Annotated in this window: 20 protein-coding genes; 9 read left to right on the forward strand and 11 right to left on the reverse strand. The window is 67.0% G+C overall.

All coding sequences use genetic code 11. The annotated features are described in order from the left end of the window. Positions 1-153: 153 nt before the first annotated feature. Positions 154-1,464, reverse strand: coding sequence for a sorbosone dehydrogenase family protein (locus tag D5301_RS03035; protein ID WP_153854730.1), 1,311 nt, complete (start codon positions 1,462-1,464; stop codon positions 154-156). After that, positions 1,457-1,897 (reverse strand): DUF2231 domain-containing protein, encoded by a 441-nt coding sequence (locus D5301_RS03040; RefSeq protein ID WP_153854868.1) that lies wholly within the window; start codon positions 1,895-1,897, stop codon positions 1,457-1,459. The genes D5301_RS03035 and D5301_RS03040 overlap by 8 nt, the downstream gene beginning before the upstream one ends. A 309-nt stretch (positions 1,898-2,206) precedes the next feature. Between D5301_RS03040 and D5301_RS03045 the strand changes: the two genes are divergently transcribed. Together D5301_RS03045 and D5301_RS03050 are read left to right on the forward strand one after the other, a co-directional pair. Next, a complete protein-coding gene (locus D5301_RS03045; RefSeq protein WP_153854731.1) occupies positions 2,207-3,973 on the forward strand; it encodes a S8 family serine peptidase in 1,767 nt (588 codons plus the stop codon). Next, positions 3,973-4,566, forward strand: a complete 594-nt coding sequence (locus tag D5301_RS03050) for a DNA breaking-rejoining protein (protein ID WP_153854732.1) — start codon at positions 3,973-3,975, stop codon at positions 4,564-4,566. The genes D5301_RS03045 and D5301_RS03050 overlap by 1 nt, the downstream gene beginning before the upstream one ends. Before the next feature lie 181 nt (positions 4,567-4,747). On the opposite strand, the gene D5301_RS03055 is transcribed toward D5301_RS03050, so the two are convergent. The 5 genes from D5301_RS03055 to cyoA form a co-directional block, all read right to left on the reverse strand. Beyond that, complete coding sequence (locus tag D5301_RS03055; protein ID WP_110714015.1) at positions 4,748-5,419, reverse strand: SCO family protein; 672 nt, start codon at positions 5,417-5,419, stop codon at positions 4,748-4,750. 144 nt (positions 5,420-5,563) lie between these two features. After that, positions 5,564-5,896, reverse strand: coding sequence for a cytochrome o ubiquinol oxidase subunit IV (gene cyoD / locus D5301_RS03060; RefSeq protein WP_006399830.1), 333 nt, complete (start codon positions 5,894-5,896; stop codon positions 5,564-5,566). A gap of 1 nt (position 5,897) precedes the next feature. Beyond that, positions 5,898-6,533 (reverse strand): cytochrome o ubiquinol oxidase subunit III, encoded by a 636-nt coding sequence (gene cyoC, locus D5301_RS03065; protein WP_153854733.1) that lies wholly within the window; start codon positions 6,531-6,533, stop codon positions 5,898-5,900. After that, on the reverse strand, positions 6,530-8,506 hold the full coding sequence (cyoB, locus tag D5301_RS03070; RefSeq protein WP_006474876.1) for a cytochrome o ubiquinol oxidase subunit I: 1,977 nt from the start codon (positions 8,504-8,506) through the stop codon (positions 6,530-6,532). The genes cyoC and cyoB overlap by 4 nt, the downstream gene beginning before the upstream one ends. 5 nt (positions 8,507-8,511) lie before the next feature. Beyond that, a complete protein-coding gene (gene cyoA, locus D5301_RS03075; protein WP_153854734.1) occupies positions 8,512-9,417 on the reverse strand; it encodes a ubiquinol oxidase subunit II in 906 nt (301 codons plus the stop codon). Positions 9,418-9,599: 182 nt separating this feature from the next. Between cyoA and D5301_RS03080 the strand changes: the two genes are divergently transcribed. The 4 genes from D5301_RS03080 to D5301_RS03095 are packed head-to-tail and all read left to right on the forward strand — an operon-like array spanning position 9,600 to position 13,472. After that, positions 9,600-11,015 (forward strand): PLP-dependent aminotransferase family protein, encoded by a 1,416-nt coding sequence (locus tag D5301_RS03080; RefSeq protein ID WP_153854735.1) that lies wholly within the window; start codon positions 9,600-9,602, stop codon positions 11,013-11,015. Positions 11,016-11,070: 55 nt separating this feature from the next. Further along, positions 11,071-11,349 carry a hypothetical protein gene (locus D5301_RS03085; RefSeq protein ID WP_005414763.1) on the forward strand — a complete coding sequence of 93 codons (279 nt, stop codon included), beginning with the start codon at positions 11,071-11,073 and terminating at the stop codon, positions 11,347-11,349. Further along, a complete protein-coding gene (locus D5301_RS03090) occupies positions 11,349-11,948 on the forward strand; it encodes a DUF6436 domain-containing protein (RefSeq protein ID WP_153854736.1) in 600 nt (199 codons plus the stop codon). Before D5301_RS03085 ends, D5301_RS03090 begins: the two co-directional genes overlap by 1 nt. Before the next feature lie 9 nt (positions 11,949-11,957). Then, entirely contained in the window at positions 11,958-13,472 is a 1,515-nt protein-coding gene (locus tag D5301_RS03095) for a PLP-dependent aminotransferase family protein (protein ID WP_153854737.1), read from the forward strand. Between the two features lie 70 nt (positions 13,473-13,542). Here the strand turns inward: D5301_RS03095 and D5301_RS03100 are convergent, their stop codons facing one another. Both D5301_RS03100 and D5301_RS03105 read right to left on the reverse strand, forming a co-directional pair. After that, a complete protein-coding gene (locus D5301_RS03100) occupies positions 13,543-14,844 on the reverse strand; it encodes an aminotransferase class V-fold PLP-dependent enzyme (protein WP_153854738.1) in 1,302 nt (433 codons plus the stop codon). Beyond that, a complete protein-coding gene (locus D5301_RS03105) occupies positions 14,844-17,246 on the reverse strand; it encodes a TonB-dependent receptor (protein WP_180854525.1) in 2,403 nt (800 codons plus the stop codon). The genes D5301_RS03100 and D5301_RS03105 overlap by 1 nt, the downstream gene beginning before the upstream one ends. A gap of 200 nt (positions 17,247-17,446) precedes the next feature. Here D5301_RS03105 and D5301_RS03110 point away from each other — a divergent pair, with 200 nt between their 5' ends. From D5301_RS03110 to D5301_RS03120, 3 genes are read left to right on the forward strand one after another with little or no spacing between them, the layout of a single operon-like run. Further along, positions 17,447-18,301 carry an AraC family transcriptional regulator gene (locus tag D5301_RS03110; RefSeq protein WP_153854740.1) on the forward strand — a complete coding sequence of 285 codons (855 nt, stop codon included), beginning with the start codon at positions 17,447-17,449 and terminating at the stop codon, positions 18,299-18,301. Further along, positions 18,292-19,371, forward strand: a complete 1,080-nt coding sequence (locus D5301_RS03115; protein ID WP_153854741.1) for an alpha/beta fold hydrolase — start codon at positions 18,292-18,294, stop codon at positions 19,369-19,371. Before D5301_RS03110 ends, D5301_RS03115 begins: the two co-directional genes overlap by 10 nt. A 54-nt stretch (positions 19,372-19,425) precedes the next feature. Continuing rightward, on the forward strand, positions 19,426-20,097 hold the full coding sequence (locus tag D5301_RS03120; protein WP_153854742.1) for a VOC family protein: 672 nt from the start codon (positions 19,426-19,428) through the stop codon (positions 20,095-20,097). A 3-nt stretch (positions 20,098-20,100) separates the two neighbouring features. Here the strand turns inward: D5301_RS03120 and D5301_RS03125 are convergent, their stop codons facing one another. Both D5301_RS03125 and D5301_RS03130 read right to left on the reverse strand, forming a co-directional pair. Continuing rightward, entirely contained in the window at positions 20,101-21,495 is a 1,395-nt protein-coding gene (locus tag D5301_RS03125) for a TPM domain-containing protein (RefSeq protein WP_153854743.1), read from the reverse strand. Positions 21,496-21,509: 14 nt separating this feature from the next. Further along, positions 21,510-23,348, reverse strand: coding sequence for a M3 family metallopeptidase (locus D5301_RS03130; RefSeq protein ID WP_153854744.1), 1,839 nt, complete (start codon positions 23,346-23,348; stop codon positions 21,510-21,512). Positions 23,349-23,399 lie beyond the last annotated feature (51 nt).

The raw sequence follows: 23,399 nt of genomic DNA on the forward strand, positions 1-23,399 counted from the left end.
CTTTTTGTAGAGTCGAGCCATGCTCGACTGCTGCTGGCAAAAGCAGTCGAGCATGGCTCGACTCTACAAGGGCCAGATCCAAAGCAGTCGAGCATGGCTCGACTCTACAAGGGCCAGATCCACAGCAGTCGAGCGTGGCTCGACGCTACAGAGTTACTTGGCAGACACCCGCCACACCACATCACCCACGTCGTCGGCGACCAGCAGTGCGCCTTCGGCGTCCATCGCCATGCCTACCGGTGCGCCCATCAAGGTCTTCTCGTCCTTCGAGGCGAAACCGCTGACCACGGTCTGCGGCCGCCCGGTCGGCTTGCCGTCCTTGAACGGTACGTAGACCACTTCGTAGCCGCTCAGCGGTGAACGATCCCAGCTGCCGTGCTCGCCGATGAAGGCGCCGCCGTGGTACTGCGCCGGCAGTGCCTGGCCGGTGTAGAACAACAGGCCCAGCGGTGCCACGTGCGAGCCGATGGCGTAGTCCGGCACGATCGCCTTGGCCACCAGGTCCGGCCGCTGCGGCTGCACGCGCTCGTCCACGTGCTGGCCGTAGTAGCTGTAGGGCCAACCGTAGAAGCCATCCTCCTTCACCGAGGTGAGGTAGTCCGGCACGAGGTCGGCACCGATCTCATCGCGTTCGTTCGCGACTGCCCACAGCTGGCCGGTGCTCGGCTCCCAGTCCAGTCCGGTCGGGTTGCGGATGCCCGACGCAAAGATACGGCTGCCACGGGTGGCGACGTCCACTTCCAGCACCACCGCGCGGCGGTACTCGACGGCCAGGCCGTTCTCGGTGATGTTGCTGTTGGAGCCCACGCCCACGTACAGCTTGCGGCCATCGCGGCTGGCCAGCAGTTCCTTGGTCCAGTGGTGGTTGATGGTGCTGGGCAGGTCGGTGAACTCACGGCCCTTGTCGGACATGCGGGTTTCACCAGGCACGTAGTGGTACTGCACGATGTTGCCGGTGTTGGCCACGTACAGCGTGTCGCCGATCAGCTGGATGCCGAACGGCGAATGCAGGCCTTCGATGTAAACGTGTTGGGCCCAGGTGTTCGTTCCCGGCGTGCGGCGCAGCAGGGTGACCCGGTTGCCGCCCTTGCCGGCCTTGCCCGAGCGCGCCTTGACCTTGCCGGCGATCCACTGCTTGGGCGAGGTGACCGGTTCTTCGCCGGGGCCATTGCCCTCCACCACCAGCACATCGCCGTTGGGCAGGGTCAACAATCGCCGCGGATGCAGCAGGTTGGCGGCGATGCGTTCGATCTTCAGGCCCTCGGCCACCGTGGGTGACTGGCCCTCGGCCCAGCCCACGCCGCGCGGCACCTGCATCGGCGGCATCAGGAAGTTCTTCGGTGCCGGCAGCGGCGGCTGCGCACCGGACTGGTCGGCGGGATGGTATTCGGCCTTGCCGGCACAGGCCGACAGCATCACGGCCAGCGCCAGGGCGCCGACGGTGGGCAGGATGTGCTTAGCCATGACGGCCTCCCTGCAGCAACGGCGGCTGCAACGACAGCAGGATCAGGCCCAGTGCGATCAGCGCCACGGTCAGCGCCGACAGGATCGTGCCGGGCACCGCAACGGCATAGGCATCGCGGCTGTGCACGAAGGCGTTCCAGATGGCCAGCACCACCGCGACCAGGTTGAGGAAGAAGTCGATGCGGTCGATGCGCGTGGCGGTGCCGTTGCGGCGCCAGACCGTGAACAGGTTGATCAGCCGAGGAATGATGGCGATCAGCAGGCCGAAGGTGATCAGCCAGGCCGCAGCCTTGCCCCACATCACCTCGGCACTGTTGAGATAGATGGCGTCGAAGATCAGCGCGCCGACGAAGAAGCCGAAGGGTATCGGGTTCAGCAGGCTGAACAGCGTGGTGCCAAGGCCGCGATGCGCCTGGGCCAGGGGGTTGACCATCATCGTGCTCCGTGCGGAAGGGTGCACGGGCTGTAGTAGCACAGCGTGATGTGAGGGCGCGCGATGATGCTGGGTAGATCCGCGCCATGCGTGGATACGCGTGCCAACCAAGGTTGGCACCTACCAGATGCGGGCCGCTGCAGTCGTCATTACCCCACGGCATAAGTGTTTGTGACGCAATTGGCACATCTGCAGATTGCTTGTGTGAAGAGGTAGGGGGTTGTTCGTTGTGTCGCGTTTGGCTCGTTGCGATGGGGCAGTTCCGCCCCGCCGTCCTGCCATGCCGATTCACAACAGAAGGATTCGTGTATGAAGCGACACACGCAACGCTCCGCGCCACCGCGCTCCGCGCGCCTGGCCTTGGCCACTGCCCTGGTACTGGGCAGCCTGGCCGTCACCGCACAGGCCCAGCAGGCCGATCCGCTGGCCGGGCGTCAGTGGCATCTGCTCAACACCGGACAGGCCGTACTGGGCGATACCCTGCCGGTGACCGGCAACGATCTGAACGTGGATGGCCTGTACCGCAACGGCATCCGCGGCCAGGGCGTCACCATCGCCATCGTCGATGACGGCCTGCAGATCGCCCACCCGGACCTGGCCGCCAACGTCGCGGCGGTCGCCGGCAAGAACTTCGCCAACCAGAGCAACAACCCTTCACCGTCCAATCCCGACCGCGACAATCACGGCACCATGGTCGGCGGCATCGCCGGTGCGGTGGGCGCCAACAACCTGGGCGTGCGCGGCGTCGCCTCGGCCGCCACACTCAAGGGCTTCAACTTCCTGGCGTCCAATGTCCAGGGCAATTCGAATTCCAACATCGAGTACTCGTGGTGGGATGGCGCCGAAGTGGCCGACGTGGGGGTCTTCAACAACAGCTGGGGCTCCAGCCCGGGCAACCCCAACCTGCCGCTGGCCTACAGCCAGAACGACATCGCCGCCTATGAGCAGGCCATGTCCGGCACCCGTGGCGGGCGCGGTGGCATCTACGTGAAGGCCGCTGGCAACAATCACAACAACGGTGCACGCTCGGATGGCACCGACATCTGCTCGGCAGACACCAAGAACCGCAACACGGGTTGCATTCCGGCCGGCCGCGACCCGCGTAACAACCTGTTCAACGTGATCACCGTTGCCGCCGTGCGCGCCGATGGCGTGCGCTCGTCCTACTCGTCCACCGGCTCGGCGCTGTGGGTGTCCGGCTTCGGCGGCGAGAACGGCTGGCAGCGCCAGGTCGTGCCGGGGCAGCTGGCGATCCGCTACGATCCGGCCATCCTCACCACCGATGTCACCGGCTGCGCGCAGGGCAGCAACAAGAACACGAGCCTGCGCAACACCTTGGACGGCGACCAGTCTGCCATCGACAGCACCTGCAACTACACAGGAAAAATGAACGGCACCTCGGCAGCAACACCGATGGTGTCGGGTGTCGCGGCGCTGTTGCTGGAGACCAACCCGAACCTGTCCTACCGCGATGTGAAGTACATCCTGGCCACCACCGCCACCCGCACCGATCCGAACCGGGCAGCGGTGACCCACTCCGACGGCCGCGTGCTGGTGCCGGGCTGGACGGTGAATGCCGCCGGCCGTGCCTACAGCAACTGGTACGGTTTCGGTGTGGTCAATGCAGCACGCGCAGTACAGGTCGCAGAGGACTTCCAGCCGCTGGGTGCACTGGTGGATAGTGGCTGGCGCAACACGACGCGTACCGTGGCCATCGGCAATACCTCGGCGGCCGCGGCGCGCCTGACCTTCCAGCTCGCCAACGGTGCGCGCAACATCGAGAGCGTGCAGCTCGGCTTCCGCGTCAACCACAGCAACACCCGCCAGCTGCAGTTCGTGCTGATCTCGCCCAGTGGCACCCGCAGCGTGGTGCAGCCGGCATTCACCGCGATCGGCTCTGGCCTCAATGGTGTCCAGCGCAACTTCACCAACTGGGACCTGCTGTCCAGCAATGCCTTCCTGGATGAGAACGCCACGGGCACCTGGACGCTGGAAGTCACCGACCTGGGGCAGGCCGCGAACGCTGCATCGCGTGGCAACCTCGAATTCTTCAAGATCCGCGTTCTGGGGCACTGATGATGAAGACGACCATTCTGTTGAGCACCCTCGCCCTTGCGGCGATGACCACCACCGCCTGGGCACAGAGTTCGGGCCAGACACCTCCGGCGAAGACCTTGTCGACCGTAGACACGCAGCAGTTGAAGGCGGAGGCCACTGGCCGTTCGTTCAATGTGGGCGGCTCGCGCTTCCAGCTGGCGCCGTCGGCAACCGTGCAGCAGGCCAGCGGCGGCCAGTTCCGGATCACCACCGGGGCTGATGCCAGCGCTGCGGCCGTCGGCACCCGCAGCAAGCGGTCCACGGATGCGTCTACCGGTGTGGCCGCACGTGCGGATGCCGGTACCAGCAAGTTTGCGGCCGCTGTCTCCAACGATGGCGCACCGGTCGTGGCGACCTCGCGGGTCAAGGTGTTCTTCACCGATGCGGCTTCGGCGCAGCGTGCGGCCACCGCCACCGGCGGCACCGTGGTGAAGGTATCCAAGGCCTCCGGCCGCGCGATCGTGGAGTACTCCTCGGTGAACGCGGCGCTGGATGCGACCACCAAGCTGCTGTCGACCGCTGGCATCAAGGCAGCCGAGCCGGACGTGGTGCAGTGGGAAGAAACCAAGTAAGGCGTTGAGTGGTGCCCCCGGCCGGTTGGCTCTCCTGGCCGGCCGGGGGATTGGTGTGGCGGGATGTGCCGACCAACGATCGGCACCCACCCGATTCATTCATCGCGTGTCGACCAAGGTCGACACCTACCGGGGCAGCGGGCGCGACGAACAGTTGGTATCAATCGCGCATGGCCCGGCACTACCGGGCGGCGAGCGTGTCGCTTCGCTTGAGGTGGCAGCTGGCCAACGGGCCGTTGCCGGCGGCCGGGTGGCCGGGCTCCAGCAGCAGGCGCTGCACGTCGGAGAACAGCTTGTCCACCGGCATGCCATAGGGCGCGAACAGGCGCAGGCGGCCCTGGCGGTCGAACACGTAGCCACCGGCGATGTGGCTCATGGTGTAGGTCTCCGGTATCTGACCGGGTTCCTTTTCGTAGAACGCCTTGAAGTCGCTGGCCATCGCGGCCAGTTGTGCTTCGTTGCCGACCAGCGCGATCGCCTTGGGGTCGAAGGCTTCCACATAGGTGCGGGCGACTTCCGGCGTGTCGCGTGCGGGATCGACGCTGACGAAAACCACCTGCAGCTGGTCGGCATCCTTGCCCATCAGGTGCTTGACCTGGCTGAGCTCGACCATGGTGGTCGGGCACACGTCCGGGCAGCTGGTGAAGCCGAAGAACAGATAGGTCACCTGCCCCTGCAGATCCTTGGGCCCGCGCACGGCGCCGTGGCTGTCAGGCATCGACCAGTGCTGGCCGAGCTCTTCGCAGGCAATGTCCTTGGAGTAGAAATCCATGCGCGACTGCGCGCTGCAGCCAGCCAGCAGGCCGATGGCCAGGCCTGCCAGCAGCGGCAGGCGGAATCGGGGAGAGAACAACGAACGGACAACAGCAGCAGGACGCTTCACGGGTACCACCAACGCAGACGCGGGCGGGGTCTCGGTCAGGCCTGCCCTTGGGGGGGAAAGAGGACGGAGGTGCCGGGGTGATCGCGCGGTCCATGCCGATCACCCCGGCCACGGTCAGTTGATCATCATGTGGTAGTGCATGCTCCAGATGATCCAGACCGACAGTGCGACGACGATGAACAGGATCACCAGGGTGAACACGAAGCTGGCCAGGTTCCAGCCGCCTTCGGACTTGCGGTCCATGTGCAGGAAATAGACCAGCTGCACCAGGATCTGCGCCACCGCGAAGCCGACCAGCAGGAACAGCGTGAGCGGCCGCGACAGCACCGGGTTCATCACCAGCGCGAACGGCACCACGGTCAGCAGCGCGCACAGCACGAAGCCGATCAGGTAGGACTTGGTGGAGCCGTGCGCATTGCCGGCGCGCGAGGTTTCGACGTGGGCCATGTCAGAAGGCTCCGATCAGGTAGACGAAGGTGAAGACGCAGATCCACACCAGGTCCAGGAAGTGCCAGAACAGGCTCAGGCACGACACGCGGGTGATGTTGGTCGGGGTCAGGCCGCGGCTGTAGACCTGGTGCATGACCACCGCCATCCAGATCAGGCCGCTGGCGACGTGCAGGCCGTGGGTGGCGACCAGGGCGAAGAACGCCGACAGGTAGGCACTGGTGCTCGGGCCCGCGCCTTCGTGGATCAGGTGCGAGAACTCGTAGATCTCCATGCCGATGAACGAGGCACCGAGCACGAAGGTCACGCCCAGCCAGCGCAGCACCGCCGAGGTGTCGTGGCGATGCATCGCCAGCACGGCCTGGCCGTAGGTGATGCTGGAGACCAGCAGCAGGAAGGTCTCGGCCATCACGAACGGCAGCGAGAACAGCTCCTTGCCGGTGGGGCCGCCGGCATAGGCGGTGCTGAGCACCGCGTATGAGGCGAACAGCGAACCGAACAGCACCAGGTCGGACATGAGGTAGACCCACATGCCGAACACCTTCATGCCGCCCTGTTCGTGGCCATGGTCGTGTTCGTGGTGGTCCTCGTGCGCCTGCGTGTCGCTGGCCAGCTCGGGGCGGGTCAACAGGTTCATGCGCGTACCTCCTTCAGCTTGGCAAGGTTGGCTGCTTCGGTGCGTGCCACCTCTTCGGAACTGACGTAGTAGTCCACGTCCTCGTCATAGGACCGCACGATCAGGGTGACGATCATCGCGATGAAGCTGGCTGCGGCCATCCACCAGATGTGCCAGACCAGGGCGAAGCACAGCACCAGGATCCAGATGTTGAGGATCAGCGGCACGCCGGTGTTCTTCGGCATGTGGATCGGTGCGTACTTCTTCGGCGGCGGCGGCAGGCCACGCTTCTTCGCTTCGTGGAAGGCATCCAGCTCATCGGCCTTGGGCACCACGGCGAAGTTGTAGAACGGCGGCGGCGACGGCGTGGCCCATTCCAGCGTGCGTGCATTCCACGGGTCGCCGGTCAGGTCCAGGTTGCGCTTGCGGTCGCGCACGCTCACGTAGATCTGCACCAACATCAGGATGATGCCCGCGAACACGAACAGTGCACCGATGAAGGCGGCGATCAGGTACGGCGTCCACGCCGGGTTGTCGTACTGGTTCATGCGGCGGGTCATGCCCATGAAGCCGAGCATGTACAGCGGCATGAAGGCCAGGTAGAAACCGATCACCCAGCAGGCGAACGACCACTTGCCCAGGCGCTCGTTGAGGGTGAAGCCGAACACCTTCGGGAACCAGTAGGCGAAGCCGGCCAGGTAGCCGAACAGCGCGCCGCCGATGATGGTGTTGTGGAAGTGCGCGACCAGGAACAGGCTGTTATGCAGCAGGAAGTCCGCGCCCGGAATGGCCAGCAGCACGCCGGTCATGCCACCGATGGTGAAGGTGACCAGGAAGGCGATGGTCCACAGCATCGGCACGCTGAACTCAACGCGACCGCCGTACATGGTGAACAGCCAGGTGAAGATCTTCACGCCGGTGGGGATGGCGATGATCATCGTCATGATGCCGAAGAAGGCATTGACGCTGGCACCGGAACCCATGGTGAAGAAGTGGTGCAGCCAGACGATGAACGACAGGATGCCGATCGCCAGGGTGGCGCCCACCATCGACTTGTAGCCGAACAGCTTCTTGCGCGCGAACGTGGCGGTCACTTCAGAGAAGATGCCGAACGCCGGCAACACCAGGATGTACACCTCCGGGTGGCCCCAGGCCCACACCAGGTTCACGTACATCATCGGGTTGCCACCCAACGTGTTGGTGTAGAAGTTGAAGTCCAGGTAGCGGTCCAGGGTGAGCGCACCCAATGCCACGGTCAGGATCGGGAAGGCGGCGATGATGATCACGCTGGTGACCAGCACGGTCCAGGTGAACACCGGCATCTTCATCAGGGTCATGCCCGGCGCACGCATGCGCAGGATGGTGATGAACAGGTTGACGCCGGTCAGCAATGTGCCGATGCCCGAAGCCTGCAACGCCCAGATGTAGTAATCGACACCCACGCCTGGACTGAACTCGATGCCCGACAGCGGCGGATACGCCACCCAGCCGGTCATGGCGAATTCGCCGACACCCAGCGAGATCATCATCAGCGCGGCGCCGACCACGAAGATCCAGAAGCTGAAGGCGTTGAGGAACGGGAACGCCATGTCGCGCGCACCGATCTGCAGCGGCACGATGATGTTCATCAGGCCGACCACGAACGGGGTGGCCACGAAGAAGATCATGATCACGCCATGCGCGGTGAAGATCTGGTCGTAGTGCTCCGGCGGCAGGAAGCCGTCACTGCCCGGGCCAGCCGCGGCCAGCTGCGCGCGCATCATCAGCGCATCGGCAAAGCCACGCACCAGCATGACCAGCGCCACCACCACGTACATGATGCCGATCTTCTTGTGGTCCACGGTGGTGAACCAGTCACGCCACAGCGGGCCCCACAGCTTGAAGTACGTCACCGCGCCGAGCAGCGCGAGGCCACCCAGCACCATGGCCGCCAATGTGACCACGACGATCGGCTCGTGCAGCGGCACGGCCTCCCACGTCAATTTACCCAACATGTTCGTTACTCCTGGGAAACCTGGACACCACCGGCAGCGCCCGCCGGGGTAGCAGCAGCGGTGTTCTCGCCAACGCCGATGAACTGGTCGATGACCTTCTTGAACAGCAGTGGTTCAACACTGGAGAAGTGCTGCACCGGTGCGTTCTTCGACGGCGCGGCCAGCGCCTTGAACTGCGTGAAACTGAGTGCGTCGGGCGCGCTGCGCACCTCGGCCACCCAGCGCTCGAAGTCTTCATTGCTGCTGGCGGTGGCGATGAACTTCATGTTCGAGAAGCCATGTCCGCTGTAGTTGCCGGACATGCCTCGGAACTGGCCGGGCTCGTTGGCGATCAGGTGCAGCTGCGTGCGCATGCCGGCCATCGCGTAGATCTGCCCACCCAGCTGCGGGATGAAGAAGGTATTCATCGTCGAGTTGGAGGTGATGTTGAACGCCAGCGGGCGGTTGGCCGGGAAGTTGAGCTGGTTGACCGTGGCGATGCCCAGATCCGGGTACACGAACACCCATTTCCAGTCGGTCGCGATCACGTCCACGTGCAGCGGTTCACCGGCCACGTCCAGCGGCTTGTACGGGTCCAGCTCGTGGGTCGACTTCCACACGATCACGGCCAGGCCGGCAATGATCAGCAGCGGCACGCCCCAGACCACGATCTCCACCTTGGTGGAGTGCGACCAGTCCGGCGTGTATTTCGCTTTGGTGTTGCCGGCACGGAAGCGCCAGGCGAACACGAAGGTCAGCACGATGGCCGGTATCACCACGATCAGCATCAGGCCGATGCAGATCAGGATCAGGTCGCGCTGGGCGAGCCCGACCATGCCCTTCGAATCCAGCAGCACCCAGTCACAGCCCGACAGGCCGACGCAGGCCAGGGCGACCAGCGCCAGGCGGATGCGGTTCCAGCAGATATTCATTGGAGGTCAACCCTGTTGAAGAAGCGCGCTTGACCGGCTCGCCTGCGCGCAGCGCCCGGGCGTGGAGCGGCTACACTGTGGGTACGAGGTCGCCTACAAGCAGGCGAACCACTCCAATCAAGCCCATACAAGATACATCATTGTATGGACTTGTGCATCTGTACGTATGGAAAAACTGACCGATGACGCCACCTGCCGCCGGCCGCCGCCTGAAACACCCCAATCGCACCTGGGTTCGCCCCTTCCGCGAGGGCGCCGGCCCGCTGTACCTGCAGATTGCCCAGCAGGTGCGCGAGGCGGTGGATGACGGGGTGCTGCGCCCGGGCGACCGCCTACCGCCCCAGCGCGACCTCGCCCAGCAGGTGGGGGTGGACCTGACCACGGTCACCCGTGCCTTCGCCGAGCTGCGCCAGGCCGGCCTGCTCGACGCCCAGGGCGCCGGCGGTACCTTCATCGCGCTGTCGGCCGGCAACCGCAGCACCTCGGTCGACCTGAGCATGAACATCCCGCCGCTGCTGGGCAGCGCGCCGTTCGCACAGGGCATGGAGGCCGGCTTCCAGCACGTGGGCCAGCAGCTGGGCCAGGGCGAACTGATGAGCTACCACGTCGGCGCCGGCACTCGCGAGGACCGCGCCGCTGCGGTGCAGTGGCTGGCGCCGATGCTGGGCACGGTCGGCGCCGACCAGGTGGTGATCTGCCCCGGCGCGCAGACCGCGCTGTGCGCGCTGATCCTGGCCCGCACCCAGCCGGGCGAACTGATCGCCGCCGAGCAGCTGACCTACCCGGGCCTGCTGGCCGCCGCGCGCGTGCTGCAGCGGGGCGTGGTGCCGGTGGCGATGGACGCCGAAGGCATGCTGCCTGAAGCGCTGGAAGAGGCCTGCCAGCTGCGTCGCCCACGCCTGCTGTACCTGGTGCCGACCATCCAGAATCCGACCACGGCAACGATGTCGGCACAGCGCCGGCAGGCGCTGCTGGCGGTCGCCAAGCGGCACGACATGACCGTGATCGAAGACGATCCGTACTGGTTGCTGGCCGGAGACGCCCCACCGCCGCTGGCCGCACACCGCGATGCCGGCTGCCCGGTCTATTACATCTCCACTCTGTCCAAGTGTCTGGCCCCGGGCCTGCGCACCGCCTACCTGGTGGTGCCGGCCGGCGAGCCGATGGAACCGGTGCTGGATGCGCTGCGCGCAATCGCGCTGATGCCGACCCAGTCGATGGTGGCGGTGGCCTCGCAGTGGATCCGCAGCGGCCAGGCCCAGGACATGGTGCAGCGCTTCCAGCAGGAACTGCGCGAGCGCCAGGCCATTGCCGCCCGTTACCTGCCAGCCCGTGCCCAGGCGCATCCGGCCGGCCTGCATGTGTGGCTGCCGCTGCCGCCGCGGCTCGACCAGTACCGGTTGATCCAGGCCGCACAGGAGCAGGGGCTGGGCATTGCCAGCTCCGATGCCTTCAGCGTGGAAGAACCGCCACCGGGCAATGCGATCCGCCTGTCGTTGGGCGGCGCGGTCGACCAGGGCGCGCTGGCCGGGGCACTCGCCAAGCTGAACGAGATCCTGTCCGAGGCCCCCGAGGCACGCCACAACGCCATCGTCTGAACGGGGCGCATGGCGCTTTATCCATACAAGATGATATTTTGTATGCAATGTATGGATGAAGGGACGTGCATCGATGCGCGCCGAGAAACTGAAGTTCCACCTGGTGATGGCCGGGTGCGGTGGCTTTGTGGTGCTAATGCTGGCCGCACTGGCCTGGGTCTGCCTGCAGCCACAGACCGTGGACGTACAGGCCGCCGAACGCCACGCCATCGAGCAATGCGTGCAGCGCAGCGAGGATCCGTCGCGTAGCGAGATCCAGCGCCGCGCGCAGGCCGATTCCTGCCGTGAGATGCGCAAGCAGTACGTGCACAAGTTCGGCCGGGAAGATTCCTGATGGGCGCAGCCGCGCCGCGTCGCCGCTGGCTGCTGCCGACGATGATCGCCCTCGCCTGCCTGTTCATGGCCGGCGTCGCGGCTGCGCTGTGGCAGTACTTCGGCTACAGCGCGCAGTCCACCTTCACCGAACAGGCCATCGTCTTCGACGATTCGCAGCTGCGCCTGCCGGCCGATCTGGCCGGTGATACCGGCCGCATCCGCGTGGTGCATTTCTGGGACCCGGCCTGCGGCGTGTGCAACCGCGAGACCGGTGCGCACCTGAGCTACCTGATCAGCATGTACCGCCGCGCCGGCATCGACTTCTATGCCATCCGCCGCCCGGGTACGCAGGGCGAGCTGCCCGAGCCACTGCGCAACAAGGTGATCAACCTGCCGACCATCGACGGCATCGAACACATTCCGGCCAGCCCCGCCGTAGCCATCTGGGATCGCCAGGGCCACCTCGCCTACGCAGGACCGTACAGCATCGGCATGGTCTGCAACTCGGCCAACAGCTTCGTCGAACCGCTGCTGGACAGACTGGTGCGCGGCGAGGCCGTGCGCCCGAAAGGACTGCTTGCCGTGGGCTGCTACTGCCCCTGGCAGGCCAAGCGCTGAGGACGCGCAATGACATCACTGACGCTGGCCGGCGTGGCCGCCGCAAACAACAACGGCGGTCACCTGTCCGAACCGACCGATGGTTATGGACAGGCTCCCGCCGTTGGAAGCAACGATACGCCCCGACATGCTCCGTACATGCCGCGACCGGATGTCGCAGCCCGCGAATGGGTGCAGGACGTACTCGCGCACAGCGGGCCGATCTACCTGCGCATCGTCAACTCGCTGGAACGCACGGTGCGCCGCGGTGGTCTCGCACCGGGACAGCGCCTGCCTTCGCAGCGCGCGTTGGCGCAGCAGCTCGGCATCGACCTGACCACGGTGACACGGGCATTCGATGAAGCACGCAAGCGCGGCCTGATCGAAGCGCGTGGACCACAGGGCAGCTTCATCGCACCGCCCAAGGCCGGCTTCGACCAGGTGGTGGACCTGAGCATGAACGTGCCGCCGGTGCCCGACGCCGATGCGCTGGCCGAGACGCTGCGCCGTGGCGCCGCCGCCGTGCTTGCACGCAGCAACGCACCGAACCTGATGACCTATCACCTGGGCGGCGGCAACCTGACCGATCGCCACGCGGCGGCGCGCTGGCTGCAGCCGATGCTGGGAAAGGTGGACGATGCCTGCCTGCTGCTGACCGAAGGTGCACAGGTGGCGCTGGCCGCGATCCTGGTCAGCCAGGGCCGCGACAACGACGCGATCCTCTGCGATGCGCTGGTCTATCCGGGCCTGCTGCAGGCCGCCGCCGCACTGGGCCGGCGCCTGCTGCCGGTGGACAGCGACGAACACGGCATGTGCCCCGATGCACTGGCCCGGCTGGCGCGCGAAAGCGGCGCGCGGTTGGTCTATCTCAATCCCACCTGCCAGAACCCGACCGCGCTGACCCTGCCGCTGCAACGGCGCGAAGCGCTGGCACGCGTGCTGGAGCGCGAAGGCCTGCTGGCGATCGAAGACGATCCGTACTGGCACCTCGCCGAGGATGCACCGACACCGCTGGCGGCGCTGGCACCGCGCCATGTGTTCTACGTGGCGACGCTGTCGAAGGTGATCAGCCCCGGCCTGCGCACCGCTTTCGTGCGCAGCCCGAGCGCGGCGCATGCCGAGGCGATGACGGCTGCACTGCGGGCAACGCGGTTGATGGGCCATCCGCTGGTCTCGGCGCTGGCCAGCCAGCTGCTGCTGGATGGTTCGGCGCAGTCACTGCTGGCGCAGGTGCGCACCGAGGCGCGCGAGCGCATGCGCATGGCCCGCTACCTGCTGGCGCCATCGCTGCTGCAGCGGGCTGAAGGCCTGCATGCCTGGTGCCGGATACCGGCACCGTGGACCGATGCCACGCTGGTGCGCACCGCGCAACTGCAGGGGCTGGCGATTGCACCGTCATCGGCGTTCTGCCCGCCGGGGGTACAGCATCAGAACGGGGTGCGGCTGTCGTTGGGGCTGGCGGCGGACCGTCGGCAGCTGGAAAGTGCGCTGCGGCGGATTGATCGGTTGTTGTTGTCGGATGCGTTGCCGGCGATCGAGCGGTAGGCCTGGTAGTGCCGGCCGCTGGCCGGCAACGGCGTGCACGGATCAGGAGGTTGCCGGCCAGCGGCCGGCACTACCCCAATGCCACCAGCGCCTTCACCAGCGCATCGATCTGCTCCGGCCGGGTGAACACTGACGGCGTCACCCGCACGCAGGCGCCGGAGTCCAAACCATCGCGATGGGTGGTGAACACGCGATGCTCATCCAGCAGGCGTTTCTGCAGCGCGAGGTTGTCAGCCACGCTGGTGTGCCCGCGCAGGCGGAAGCTGGCCAGCGCACTGGCCAGCGCCGGGTCCGCCGAGGACAGCACTTCGATATGCGCCATCTGCCGCGCCGGCACGGTCCAGCGCTCACGCAGGTAGCGCAGCCGCGCCTGCTTGTTGGCCACGCCGATGCGCTGATGCAGGGCAATGGCGTCCGGCAGTGCCAGGTAGGCGGCGAAGTTGACCGTACCGGTATGCACGCGACTGCCCACGCGGCCATCGTCGGTTTCACCCATGTAGGGATCCAGGTCGGCCACGCGCCCCTTGCGCACGTACATCGCGCCGACGCCCACCGGCGCACCGATCCACTTGTGCAGGTTGATGCCGACGAAATCGGCCTTCAGCTGCGGCACCGCGTAGTCGATCTGGCCAAACCCATGCGCGGCATCGACGATCACATCGATACCGCGTGCTCGCGCGCGTTCGGCAATCTCCGCCACCGGCAGCACCAGCCCATGGCGATGGCTGACCTGGGTCAGCAGCACCAGTTTCAGGCGTGGCAGCCGCGCGAATGCGTCCTCATACGCCTGCAGGATCTGCGCGTGGTCCGGCACCGCCGGCAGCGCGATACGCTCGACCTGCACGCCGCGACGCTGCTGCAGCCAGCGCATCGCGCCGATCATGCTGTCGTAGTCGATGTCGGCGTAGAGCACCTGGTCGCCGGGCTGCAGGCGGTTGTAGCCGCCGATCAGCGCCAGCATCGCCTCGGTGGCGCCGCGGGTCAGTGCAATCTCGTCGGCGGCCACGCCCAGCAGCTCGGCCACCTGCCGCTGCACCGCCATGTACTGCGCCGGAAACTCGCGACGGCCATACCACGCGTTGCCACGGTTCACCTCGGCGGTGTGGCGCTGGTAGCTGGCCAGCGTCTCGCGGCCCATCGCGCCCCAGTAGCCGTTCTCCAGATGGTTCACTTCGTCGGTGATGTCGAAGTGGCTGGCCACGGCGGCCCAGTAGCCTTCATCGCGGGCCAGCACGTCCGGCGCCACGGTCGTTGCGGGAATCTGCATGGGCGCAGCGTAACGCGCGGCGGCCATGGCGGGCAGTGACGACAATGCGGCTGCGGCGGGCAGCAAGGTGCCGGCACGCAGCAGGGAGCGGCGGGTACGGTCCATCAGAAGCTCAGCCGGTACTGCGCGTACAGGTTGGCGCCATCGGTGTCGTACGGTGCGTTGCGCGAGTAAACCAGGCCGCGGCTGGCCTGGAAGACCGCCTCATCCGGATAGCGGTCGAGCACGTTGTCGGCACCCACGCGCAGGCTGTGGTGCTCGTTGATGCGGTACCCCACGGCGAGGTCGAGGAAGCTCATCGCGCCGAAGCGCTGGTAGATGTCGCCCACCGCATTGCCGCTGGCGTCGGTCCAGGCACCGTAGTAGCGCATGCGCGCCATCAACGACCAGGCACCGATGTCCCAGCTGCCGGTCAGGCTGCCCTTGTGCTCGGGCAGGCGGTCTTCGAACAGCACGCGCTGGGTTTCGTTGGTGGCCACCGAGGTGCTGCCGTTGTCCACCCGCGTACGGTTGTAGTTGTAGGCCAGGGTCAGCGTCATGCGACCCGTGCCGAGGTCGCGCAGGTAGTTGCCGACCACGTCCACGCCGGTGGTGGTGGTATCGAAGTCGTTGGTGAAGTAGTTCACCGAGGTATAGCCCAGCGGATTCGGCGTGCCGGCCGGAATGGCGAAGCTGGCCGACTGGCTGAAGCGGTCGGTGAGCTTGATCTGGTAGACATCCACCGAGCCGGACAGCCCCAGGTCGGTGCGCCAGGTCAGGCCCAGCGACGCGGTACGCGATTCCTCCGGCTTCAGCGGCCTGGCACCGAGCAGCTGGGCCAGCGGATCGTTCGGCGACAGGCGGCCACTGGTGAAGATCTGCAGCGTGCGCGTATCCAGGCCCTGGGTGGTGCTGGTGGTATTGAGCTGCGCCGGTGTCGGTGCGCGGAAGCCTGTGGACACCGTGCCGCGCAGGGCCACGTCCGGGGTGATCGCGAAGCGTGCCGACAGTTTGCCGTCCAGCGTGCTGCCAAAGCTGGAGAAGTCCTCGTAGCGGCTGGCCGCACCGATGCTCCAGCGCTCGCCCAGCGGCACTTCCATATCCACGTAGGCGGCCTTGCTGCGCTGGCTCCACTGCCCGGCCTGGCTGGCCGAGAAGCCCGGCGCACCGTTGGAGTTGGCTTCCAGGCCAGCGGCAGCGCCCGGGCCCACTGCGTACGAAGCCGGATCACCGGCACGCACCTGGTAGGTCTCCTGGCGGAACTCGCCACCGAAGGCGACGTTGATCGGCTTGGACAGCGCAGCCACATCCCACTCGTAGTTGAAGTCGGCGTTGGCGTTCTTCTCGGTCTGGGTCAGGCGGCCGAGATCGAATGCGGTCGGGCTGACCGGGCCGAGCGAGGCGTTGATCGAATTCTTCAGGCTGTAGTCGATGGCGTTGCGGCCATACGACGCGCTGACATCCCAGCGCAGCTTCGGGGTGATCTCGCCACGCAGGCCACCGACCAGTTGCAGGTCGTTCTGGACGTTGCCGTACTGCGGGCTGAACCCCACTGGATAGATCGAACGCAGGTTCCAGCCGGGGAAGATCGCCGTGGTGCGGTAGGCACCGGTGGTGGTGTCCGGATTGCGCCAGTTGAAATCGCTGACGCCATCGCTGTGGCTGTACAGGCCGAACGCATACAACTCCAGCGTGTCGCTGGCATTGGCCTTCACGTTGAAGCCGACACGGCGGCTTTCCAGTTCCGGCTGGCCCCAGCGCTGTACCGGGTTGGGCACGTCCAGATCCGGATGCGCGGCCTGGAAGGCGATCGCATCCGGGCGCTGGCGGGTGCGGGAGGTGGCGTCGGAGTTGGACGATTCGGCGAACAGCACCAGGCTGCCATAGTCACCCAGCGACCAGCCGGTGCGTGCGCTGAAATCGCGCGAGGCGCCATCGCCCTGCGCATACTGCGAATAGCCGGCGGTGATCTCGGTACCGGGGCCATCCTCCAGAATGATGTTGATGACGCCGGCGATGGCATCCGAGCCGTACTGCGCCGACGCACCATCGCGCAGCACTTCGATGCGCTTGATCGCACTGGTCGGAATCTGTGCCAGGTCGGCCGCCTGCGCGCCACGGTTGCCGAGCAGCGCGCTGCGGTGGAAGCGACGACCGTTGACCAGCACCAACGTCTGATCCGGCGACAGGCCACGCAGCGTGGCCGGGCGCACGAACACCTGACCGTCCGCCATCGGCAGGCGCTGCACCACGAACGACGGCACCAGCTGCGCCAGCACGTCCTTCAGGTCGGTGGATTCAACGGACTTGATGTCTTCCTTGGTGAACACGTCCACCGGCGCCAACGTTTCGAACTGGGTGCGGTTGGAGGCGCGGGTGCCGGTGACCAGCATCGCGTCGAGCTGGGTGGGCGCCGCACGGCTGCCCGCCGGGGCATCGACCGCATCGGCCTGCGCTGCGATCGCGCCTCCTGCGCTGGCCATGGAAAGGGCGAGGAGGATGGAACGCGAAAGCTTCGAACGATGCACGGCAGGGCTCCGGGAGGACGCGACAGGGCCAGCACCTGCAGGGATATCGCAGGCCTGGACAAGGCGCGCAGTCTCGGCGCGATCTGTGAAGGAGCCATGACGTCAGTGCGACAGCTTGATGCCGCTGCAGCGCAAGAACTGCTAAACGCGGCGCCTGCCGATCCGCTACTGTGCCGGCATTGGATTCGGGGAACGGCAGGATGAGCGCGGCAGGCAAGGCGTTGTGGTACATCGAAACCCATGCGGACCGGCCATTGGCACTGGCCGATATTGCCGCCGCAGCGGGGCTGTCGCCGTTCCATCTGTCACGCCTGTTCCAGGCCCGTACCGGCACCTCGGTGGTGCGTTATCTGCGGGGACGGCGCCTGACCGCTGCCGCGCAGCGGCTGGCCAACGGGGCGGGCGACATCCTGCAGGTGGCACTGGGCGCGGGCTACACCACCCATGCCGCGTTCACCCGCGCCTTCAGCGAACAGTTCGGACAGACCCCGGAGCGGGTACGCGAACAAGGTACCGATGGACTGGCACTGGTGCAGGCGATCCGCGTGGACGATGCGCCGGCTGCCTGCGGTGAAGCGCCGCGCCTGCTCGATACCCCTGCCTTCCAGGTCGCGGGTATCGGCATGCGGCATACCCGCGACAGCGGCGGTGCGATTCCCGGGCAGTGGGCACAGCTCAACCGGGATTGGCCGGCGCCGGCGCCGATCAGCTTCGGCGTGTGCTGCAACAGCGATGACGACGGCGGCTTCGACTACGTCGCCGCGCTGCCGCTCAGCGCGCTGTCCACCGTGCCCGCGCATTGGCAGCGGATCGACGTACCGGCACGTCGCTACCTGGTGGCATGGCACGGTGGGCATATCTCGACCATCCGCTCGACCTGGTTCTGGCTGCTGGACCACTACCTTCCCGGCTCCGGGCTCAGCCTGGCCGATGCACCGGACCTGGAACGCTACGACTCCCGCTTCGATGAGCATACCGGCAACGGTGGCGTGGAGATCTGGCTGCCGGTGGACGGACGAGCGCCCACGCTGACAAGGAATCGACGATGCGCATGACAGCCACTGTGCTGGGACTGATGCTGATGGCCTCCGCGGGGGCCGCCAACGCCGCCGGGACCAGGGTGGCAGGCGAACGCCACGGCACCACCACAGTGGCCAGCGCCGCGGTGCGCGATGCGCAGCATCGCGACGCCCTGCGCTACACGGTCTGGTATCCCGCGCCCGCTGGCAGCACGGAAACCGCCCTGACCATCGGTCCGCCCGATGCGCCGCTGTTCGACGTCGGCCGCTCAGCCATGGATGCCCCGATCGCGGGCAAGCGCCTGCCGACCCTGCTGCTCTCCCACGGCAACGGCGGCAGCGCGCGCATGATGGGCTGGTTGGGCACGGCATTGGCGCGCGCCGGGTATCTGGTAATCGCGGTCGATCATCCCGGCAACAACGGCGTGGACGAGATGACCCTGCCCGGCAGCGTACTGAGCTGGTTGCGTGCGGATGACCTGCGCTCGGCACTCGCTGCAGTACAGGCCGATCCGCTGCTGGGTGCGCACGTCGACCCTGAGCGACTGGGTGTGGCCGGGTTCTCGGCCGGAGGCTACACCGCGCTGCTGGCCGCCGGTGCACGCCCCGACCTGCAGCGGCTGTTGGCCTTCTGCCGCGCGCATCCGGATGACGGCGTCTGCCGGCCACAACAGGAAACCGCCACGCACACGATGGAGGCGCGTGTTGCCGCTGCGGGCTCACCCGCGCTGTCCCCCTGGATCTCCCACGCCGACGACTCGCGCGCGATCCCTGGCGTGCGCGCGGCATTCCTGCTGGCGCCCGCGATCGTGCAGGCGTTCGCGCCCGAGCAGCTGTCCTCGCTGAGGCAGCCAGTGTCGATCATGCTCGGCGAGGCTGACACGGTTGCGCCACCGCAGAGTAATGGCGAGGCTGCACAGGCACTGATTCCGGGCGCTGCGCTGCAGCGTCTGCCGGATGTCGGTCACTACGACTTCCTGGCGGGCTGTACAGCGGTCGGTGTGCAGAGGCTGCCCGAGCTCTGCAGCAGTTCAGTTCCGAAGGCGGGCACCCACGCGCAGGCAGTGGATGCCGCGGTGCGATTCTTCGCCGAAGCACTGCGGTAGTGGCCGCCGGGCGTGGCCCGGCGCTACAGTGGGCGCATCCAAGGAGGATCGGCCATGCGCCTGCTTCACCTCACCCTGCCGGTGTCCGACGTCACCACCGTCGCCGCGTATTTCCACGATGTGCTGCAGCAGCGCGTGGTCGGCAATCATGTGCACATCGGCTGGAGCACGATCGAACTGCAGCCGGCGGGTGATCATCCGGTCGGTGGCGTGCACCTGGCCTTCAACGTACCGGACAACCGCTTCAGCGAGGCGATGACCTGGTTGCGTGAGCGCACGCCGCTGCAACGCAATCCGGCGGGACTGGACTACTTCGCGCTGGAGAGCAGCTGGCAGTCGCAGTCGGTGTACTTCACTGGCCCTGACGGCCTGATCCTGGAACTGATCGGCCGCCGCCGTTTGCCGGCCAGCACGCGCGAAGGCGCGTTCCACGGCAGCGAACTGACCTGCCTGAGCGAAGTCGGCCTGCCCAGCCACGATGTCGATGCCGTGCGCGCGCAGTCCAACCAGCACTTTGGCCTGCAGCCGATCAGTACGGCCTCGCCGAAGTTCGCACCGATGGGCAACGACGAGGGCCTGCTGATCGTGGTTGCGGCGGATCGTCGCTGGTTCCCCGAGCAGAAGGACCTGCCGAATGCGCGCGGCCTGCAGCTGCAGGTCGCCGATGTGGCCGGCCCGGGCGTTGTGGAGGACGCCGCGCTCGGCTGGCGGGTGCAGGCGGCCTGAGAACTACCAGCTGCCCGATGCGCCGCCGCCACCGCTGCGGCCGCCGCCTCCAGACCAGCTGCTGGAACTGCTCGACGACGAACTCGACGAGGACGGCGAACGGGACGACGTGCGTTCGCGGGATGAAGAAGCCCGGCCACGTGCGCGCTCGCCCGGCAGCATGGTGAACAACCACACGAAGTACAACAGTACGCCGCACACCCCGGACACGATCATCGCCAGCAATCGTGGATCGTCACCTTCGGCACGATGGATGACCAGCAACGCGCCCACACCGTAGCCCAGGGTGAGCAGGACCAGCGCCGCCATGCGCACGGCGAAGCTGCTGCGGTTCTTCTTCCAGCGCGTGCGGCAAGCCTGCACCAGCAGGAACACCATCAGGGTGAGAACGCCCGCGGCGGCCTGCAGCAGCAGGTGCCGGGCCAGGCTCGGTGGCAGCTGGCCACGAAGCAGCGCCTGCGCAAGGAAGACCACGCTGAGCACCAGCATGCCGCACAGCACGATGCGCACACCTTGGCTGCGGCGCCAGCACCAGCCCAGCAGGGCCGCCACCGGCACGCCCAGCGCCAGCACGAAGCACAGGCCCGGCAGCACATGGCGTGGCAGCAGCAGCGCCACGCAGAGCACGCCCGCACCCACAACAGCAGTCACCAGCATCGGGCGGCCCCAGGCCGGCAAGGTCGGCCAAGTTGGTTTTGGTGCCGATGCATTGGCGGCCAGCGCCTTGCGTCGGCGCTCGCGACGGCTGCCGCTGAAATCGGCCTCGGTCTTCGCCGGTGGGAAGGGCGGCGGCGAGCGCCACAGCCCGGCCAGGAAACCGGCCAGCAGGGTCAATGCCACCACCGAATCGGCGCGGCGCCAGTCTGCGGGCAGCACGTTGCTGGCCGTCGGTTCTTCCCATGCCGGCAGGTCCTCGCCATCGATCAGCGCCACCATGATCTTCGTGCCATCGAGCACGCCCTGGTCGACATCGCCCTCACGGAAGCGCGGCACGATCGCGTTATCGATGATGCGAGCGGCGTACGCGTCGGGCAGCGCTCCTTCCAGGCCATAGCCGGTCTGGATGCGCACGCGGCGGTCCTGCACCGCCACCAACAGCAGCACACCGTCATCGACACCGATCCGGCCCAGCTGCCACTGATCGAACACCCGCTGTGCGTAGGCCTCGATGCCCTCGCTGCCAACACTGGGCACCATCAGCACCTGCAGCTGCGCTCCTTTCCGCGCCTGCAGCTGCAGCGCCTGCGTGCGCAACGTGGCGCGGGTGTCGGCGGACAGCGCGTTGGCGGCATCCACCACCGGATCGTCCAGCGCAGGTATCGGGGTGACCGCCATCGCTGCCATCGGCAGCAGGCACAGCAGCAACAGCAGCCACACGGTGGCGATCGCCTGCTGCATGGGGCGCGCCGGGTTCACGTACCCTGCCCTGCCTCGATCCGCGCATGCAGTGCCTGCAGCTGTGCCGCCGTCTGGTTGAACACCTGCAGATCGGCATCCACCAGGGCCGCCCAGTCAGGCGCGTGCCCCAGCAGTTGCGCCACCTGCTCGCTCGGCGCGCGGTCGAAGCCCTCGCCAAGCACGGCAAGATAGCGCTCACGGAACCCTTCGGGGTCGCGCTGGTCCTGCACGTACAGCTGCACGGCCAACAGCCCCGCATACAGGTAGTTCACCAGATAGTTCGGGTCTTCATACATCAGGCGCTTGGCGATCCAGCTGTTGCGCAGCTGCGGATAGCGCTCCGGCTGCTGGCCGAAGCGCGCCAGCACCTGGCCGGTCAGCGCATCCAGATCATCGGCGGTGCCCAAGGTGCCCGCGGCCACGCCCCGATAGATCGACTGCTCCAGCTGCGCTTCCTCGGAAGAGGTGAACAGCTGCAGCACCATGTCGTCCAGCAACGATTTCAGGTAATAGGCTTTGGCGCGCGGATCCTCTGCCTGCTGGTACAGCTGGTCGCGGAAGCGCAGCTCGTTGTAGATCGCGAACGCCTCGGTCAGCCACTGGCTGCCATTGCGCTGCAGCGGCGACGCATGACCGCGCTGCATCCACTCGCCGTGCACGGCATGACCGGCTTCATGGGCGATCTCGACGTCGCTTTCCAGATCACCACGGCGCACGCCAACGAACAGCATTGCCGGCACGCCGGGAGCGCTCACCGGGAACGCGTCCTGGCTGCGGTCACCACGTTCGGTGGCCAGATCCATGCGCCGGTTGGCCGGATCGAGCAGCGCGCGCAGTTCGGCGACGTACGCCGGCCCCAGGTGCTGCATGGCATCGGCGGCGTTGTCGCGCAGCTGCGCCAGCGTCAGCACCGGTGGCGTGTATCCCGCATCGGGCAGCGTGGTATCCCAGAGCTGCGGCGCGTCGATGCCGGATCGCGCAGCGTGGCGCAGCAGCATGTCCTGATAGGCGCGGCGATCCCCGGCGTGCTGTTCGATCGCCACCAGCGTTGCATCCACTGCGGCAGTATCCAGGCCCATGCGCTGGTAGCCATATGCCGGCGCCGAGCCGTCACCCTGCAGGCGTGCGGCGGCGTCATTCACCTGCACCAGCCCCAGAAGCACCGAGGCCATCGGCTCACGGCGCGAGTGCAGCCCCTGCCAGTAGCCCTTCCAGCCGGCCTCGCGCAGGGCGCGGTCGGGCTGCTGGGCCAGCACCTGCTTGTCGCGCCCCGTGTCCCAGTGCCGACCGCCGTGCTCGATCTGCGGGTACTCGGCGCTGCGCAGGATCTGCCCGCGCAGGCGCGCGAAGCTGTCCAGCGCCGGATCGGCCAGTGCCTCCACGGCCTCATCCAACGCGGCGTTGGCCGGGGTGGCAGCCTCCTTCAGCGCCCGTGCGCGCAGGAAGCCATACGGTGCTGCCCACGCCGCATCTGCGGGCGCCTCGCGCAGTGCGGCGCGACCACTGCGAGCGATGCGGCTGCACAGCCCCGCTGCCTGCTCCATCGCCTGTGCCGGGCGAAGATCGCGCGCGTTGCGGGCGGACTGCAGATGCAGATAGGCGAGATGCCGCAGGCACTGCGCCTCCAGTGCCTCGGCCTGCTGGAAGCGTTCCGCCGGTGCGAGGGTGGACGCCTGTTGCAGGGCCTCGACGCGCTTGCCCAGCGCGTCGCGCGAGGTCTGTTCGGACGCGGCGCTGGCGAAGTAGGTGCGGTCATCGGCATGCACCGACTGTGCTTGCGCGCCGCTGAAGGGGGCTATCGCCAATACGGCGGCAATGGCGGCGGTGGTGGTGCGCTTCCTGAAAGCCTGCATCGGCGTCTCCCTGCCTGGACCAGGGATCGAGCCTAGCAGCCGCTGGCCCGC

The sequence above is a fragment of the Stenotrophomonas sp. MH181796 genome (assembly GCF_009659995.1).
GTDB classification, from domain to species: Bacteria; Pseudomonadota; Gammaproteobacteria; order Xanthomonadales; family Xanthomonadaceae; genus Stenotrophomonas; species Stenotrophomonas riyadhensis.

What these genes read in the sequence shown, in the direction of transcription:
- cyoC (WP_153854733.1), bottom strand. Translation starts at nt 6,533, where the DNA reads ATGAACCTGTTGACCCGCCCCGAGCTGGCCAGCGACACGCAGGCGCAC.
- D5301_RS03045 (WP_153854731.1), top strand. Translation starts at nt 2,207, where the DNA reads ATGAAGCGACACACGCAACGCTCCGCGCCACCGCGCTCCGCGCGCCTG.
- D5301_RS03125 (WP_153854743.1), bottom strand. Translation starts at nt 21,495, where the DNA reads ATGCAGCAGGCGATCGCCACCGTGTGGCTGCTGTTGCTGCTGTGCCTG.
- cyoD (WP_006399830.1), bottom strand. Translation starts at nt 5,896, where the DNA reads ATGGCCCACGTCGAAACCTCGCGCGCCGGCAATGCGCACGGCTCCACC.
- D5301_RS03110 (WP_153854740.1), top strand. Translation starts at nt 17,447, where the DNA reads ATGAGCGCGGCAGGCAAGGCGTTGTGGTACATCGAAACCCATGCGGAC.
- D5301_RS03090 (WP_153854736.1), top strand. Translation starts at nt 11,349, where the DNA reads ATGGGCGCAGCCGCGCCGCGTCGCCGCTGGCTGCTGCCGACGATGATC.
- D5301_RS03035 (WP_153854730.1), bottom strand. Translation starts at nt 1,464, where the DNA reads ATGGCTAAGCACATCCTGCCCACCGTCGGCGCCCTGGCGCTGGCCGTG.
- D5301_RS03100 (WP_153854738.1), bottom strand. Translation starts at nt 14,844, where the DNA reads ATGGACCGTACCCGCCGCTCCCTGCTGCGTGCCGGCACCTTGCTGCCC.
- D5301_RS03050 (WP_153854732.1), top strand. Translation starts at nt 3,973, where the DNA reads ATGATGAAGACGACCATTCTGTTGAGCACCCTCGCCCTTGCGGCGATG.
- D5301_RS03130 (WP_153854744.1), bottom strand. Translation starts at nt 23,348, where the DNA reads ATGCAGGCTTTCAGGAAGCGCACCACCACCGCCGCCATTGCCGCCGTA.
- cyoB (WP_006474876.1), bottom strand. Translation starts at nt 8,506, where the DNA reads ATGTTGGGTAAATTGACGTGGGAGGCCGTGCCGCTGCACGAGCCGATC.
- D5301_RS03120 (WP_153854742.1), top strand. Translation starts at nt 19,426, where the DNA reads ATGCGCCTGCTTCACCTCACCCTGCCGGTGTCCGACGTCACCACCGTC.
- D5301_RS03115 (WP_153854741.1), top strand. Translation starts at nt 18,292, where the DNA reads ATGCGCATGACAGCCACTGTGCTGGGACTGATGCTGATGGCCTCCGCG.
- D5301_RS03095 (WP_153854737.1), top strand. Translation starts at nt 11,958, where the DNA reads ATGACATCACTGACGCTGGCCGGCGTGGCCGCCGCAAACAACAACGGC.
- D5301_RS03040 (WP_153854868.1), bottom strand. Translation starts at nt 1,897, where the DNA reads ATGGTCAACCCCCTGGCCCAGGCGCATCGCGGCCTTGGCACCACGCTG.
- D5301_RS03085 (WP_005414763.1), top strand. Translation starts at nt 11,071, where the DNA reads ATGAAGGGACGTGCATCGATGCGCGCCGAGAAACTGAAGTTCCACCTG.
- D5301_RS03080 (WP_153854735.1), top strand. Translation starts at nt 9,600, where the DNA reads ATGACGCCACCTGCCGCCGGCCGCCGCCTGAAACACCCCAATCGCACC.
- cyoA (WP_153854734.1), bottom strand. Translation starts at nt 9,417, where the DNA reads ATGAATATCTGCTGGAACCGCATCCGCCTGGCGCTGGTCGCCCTGGCC.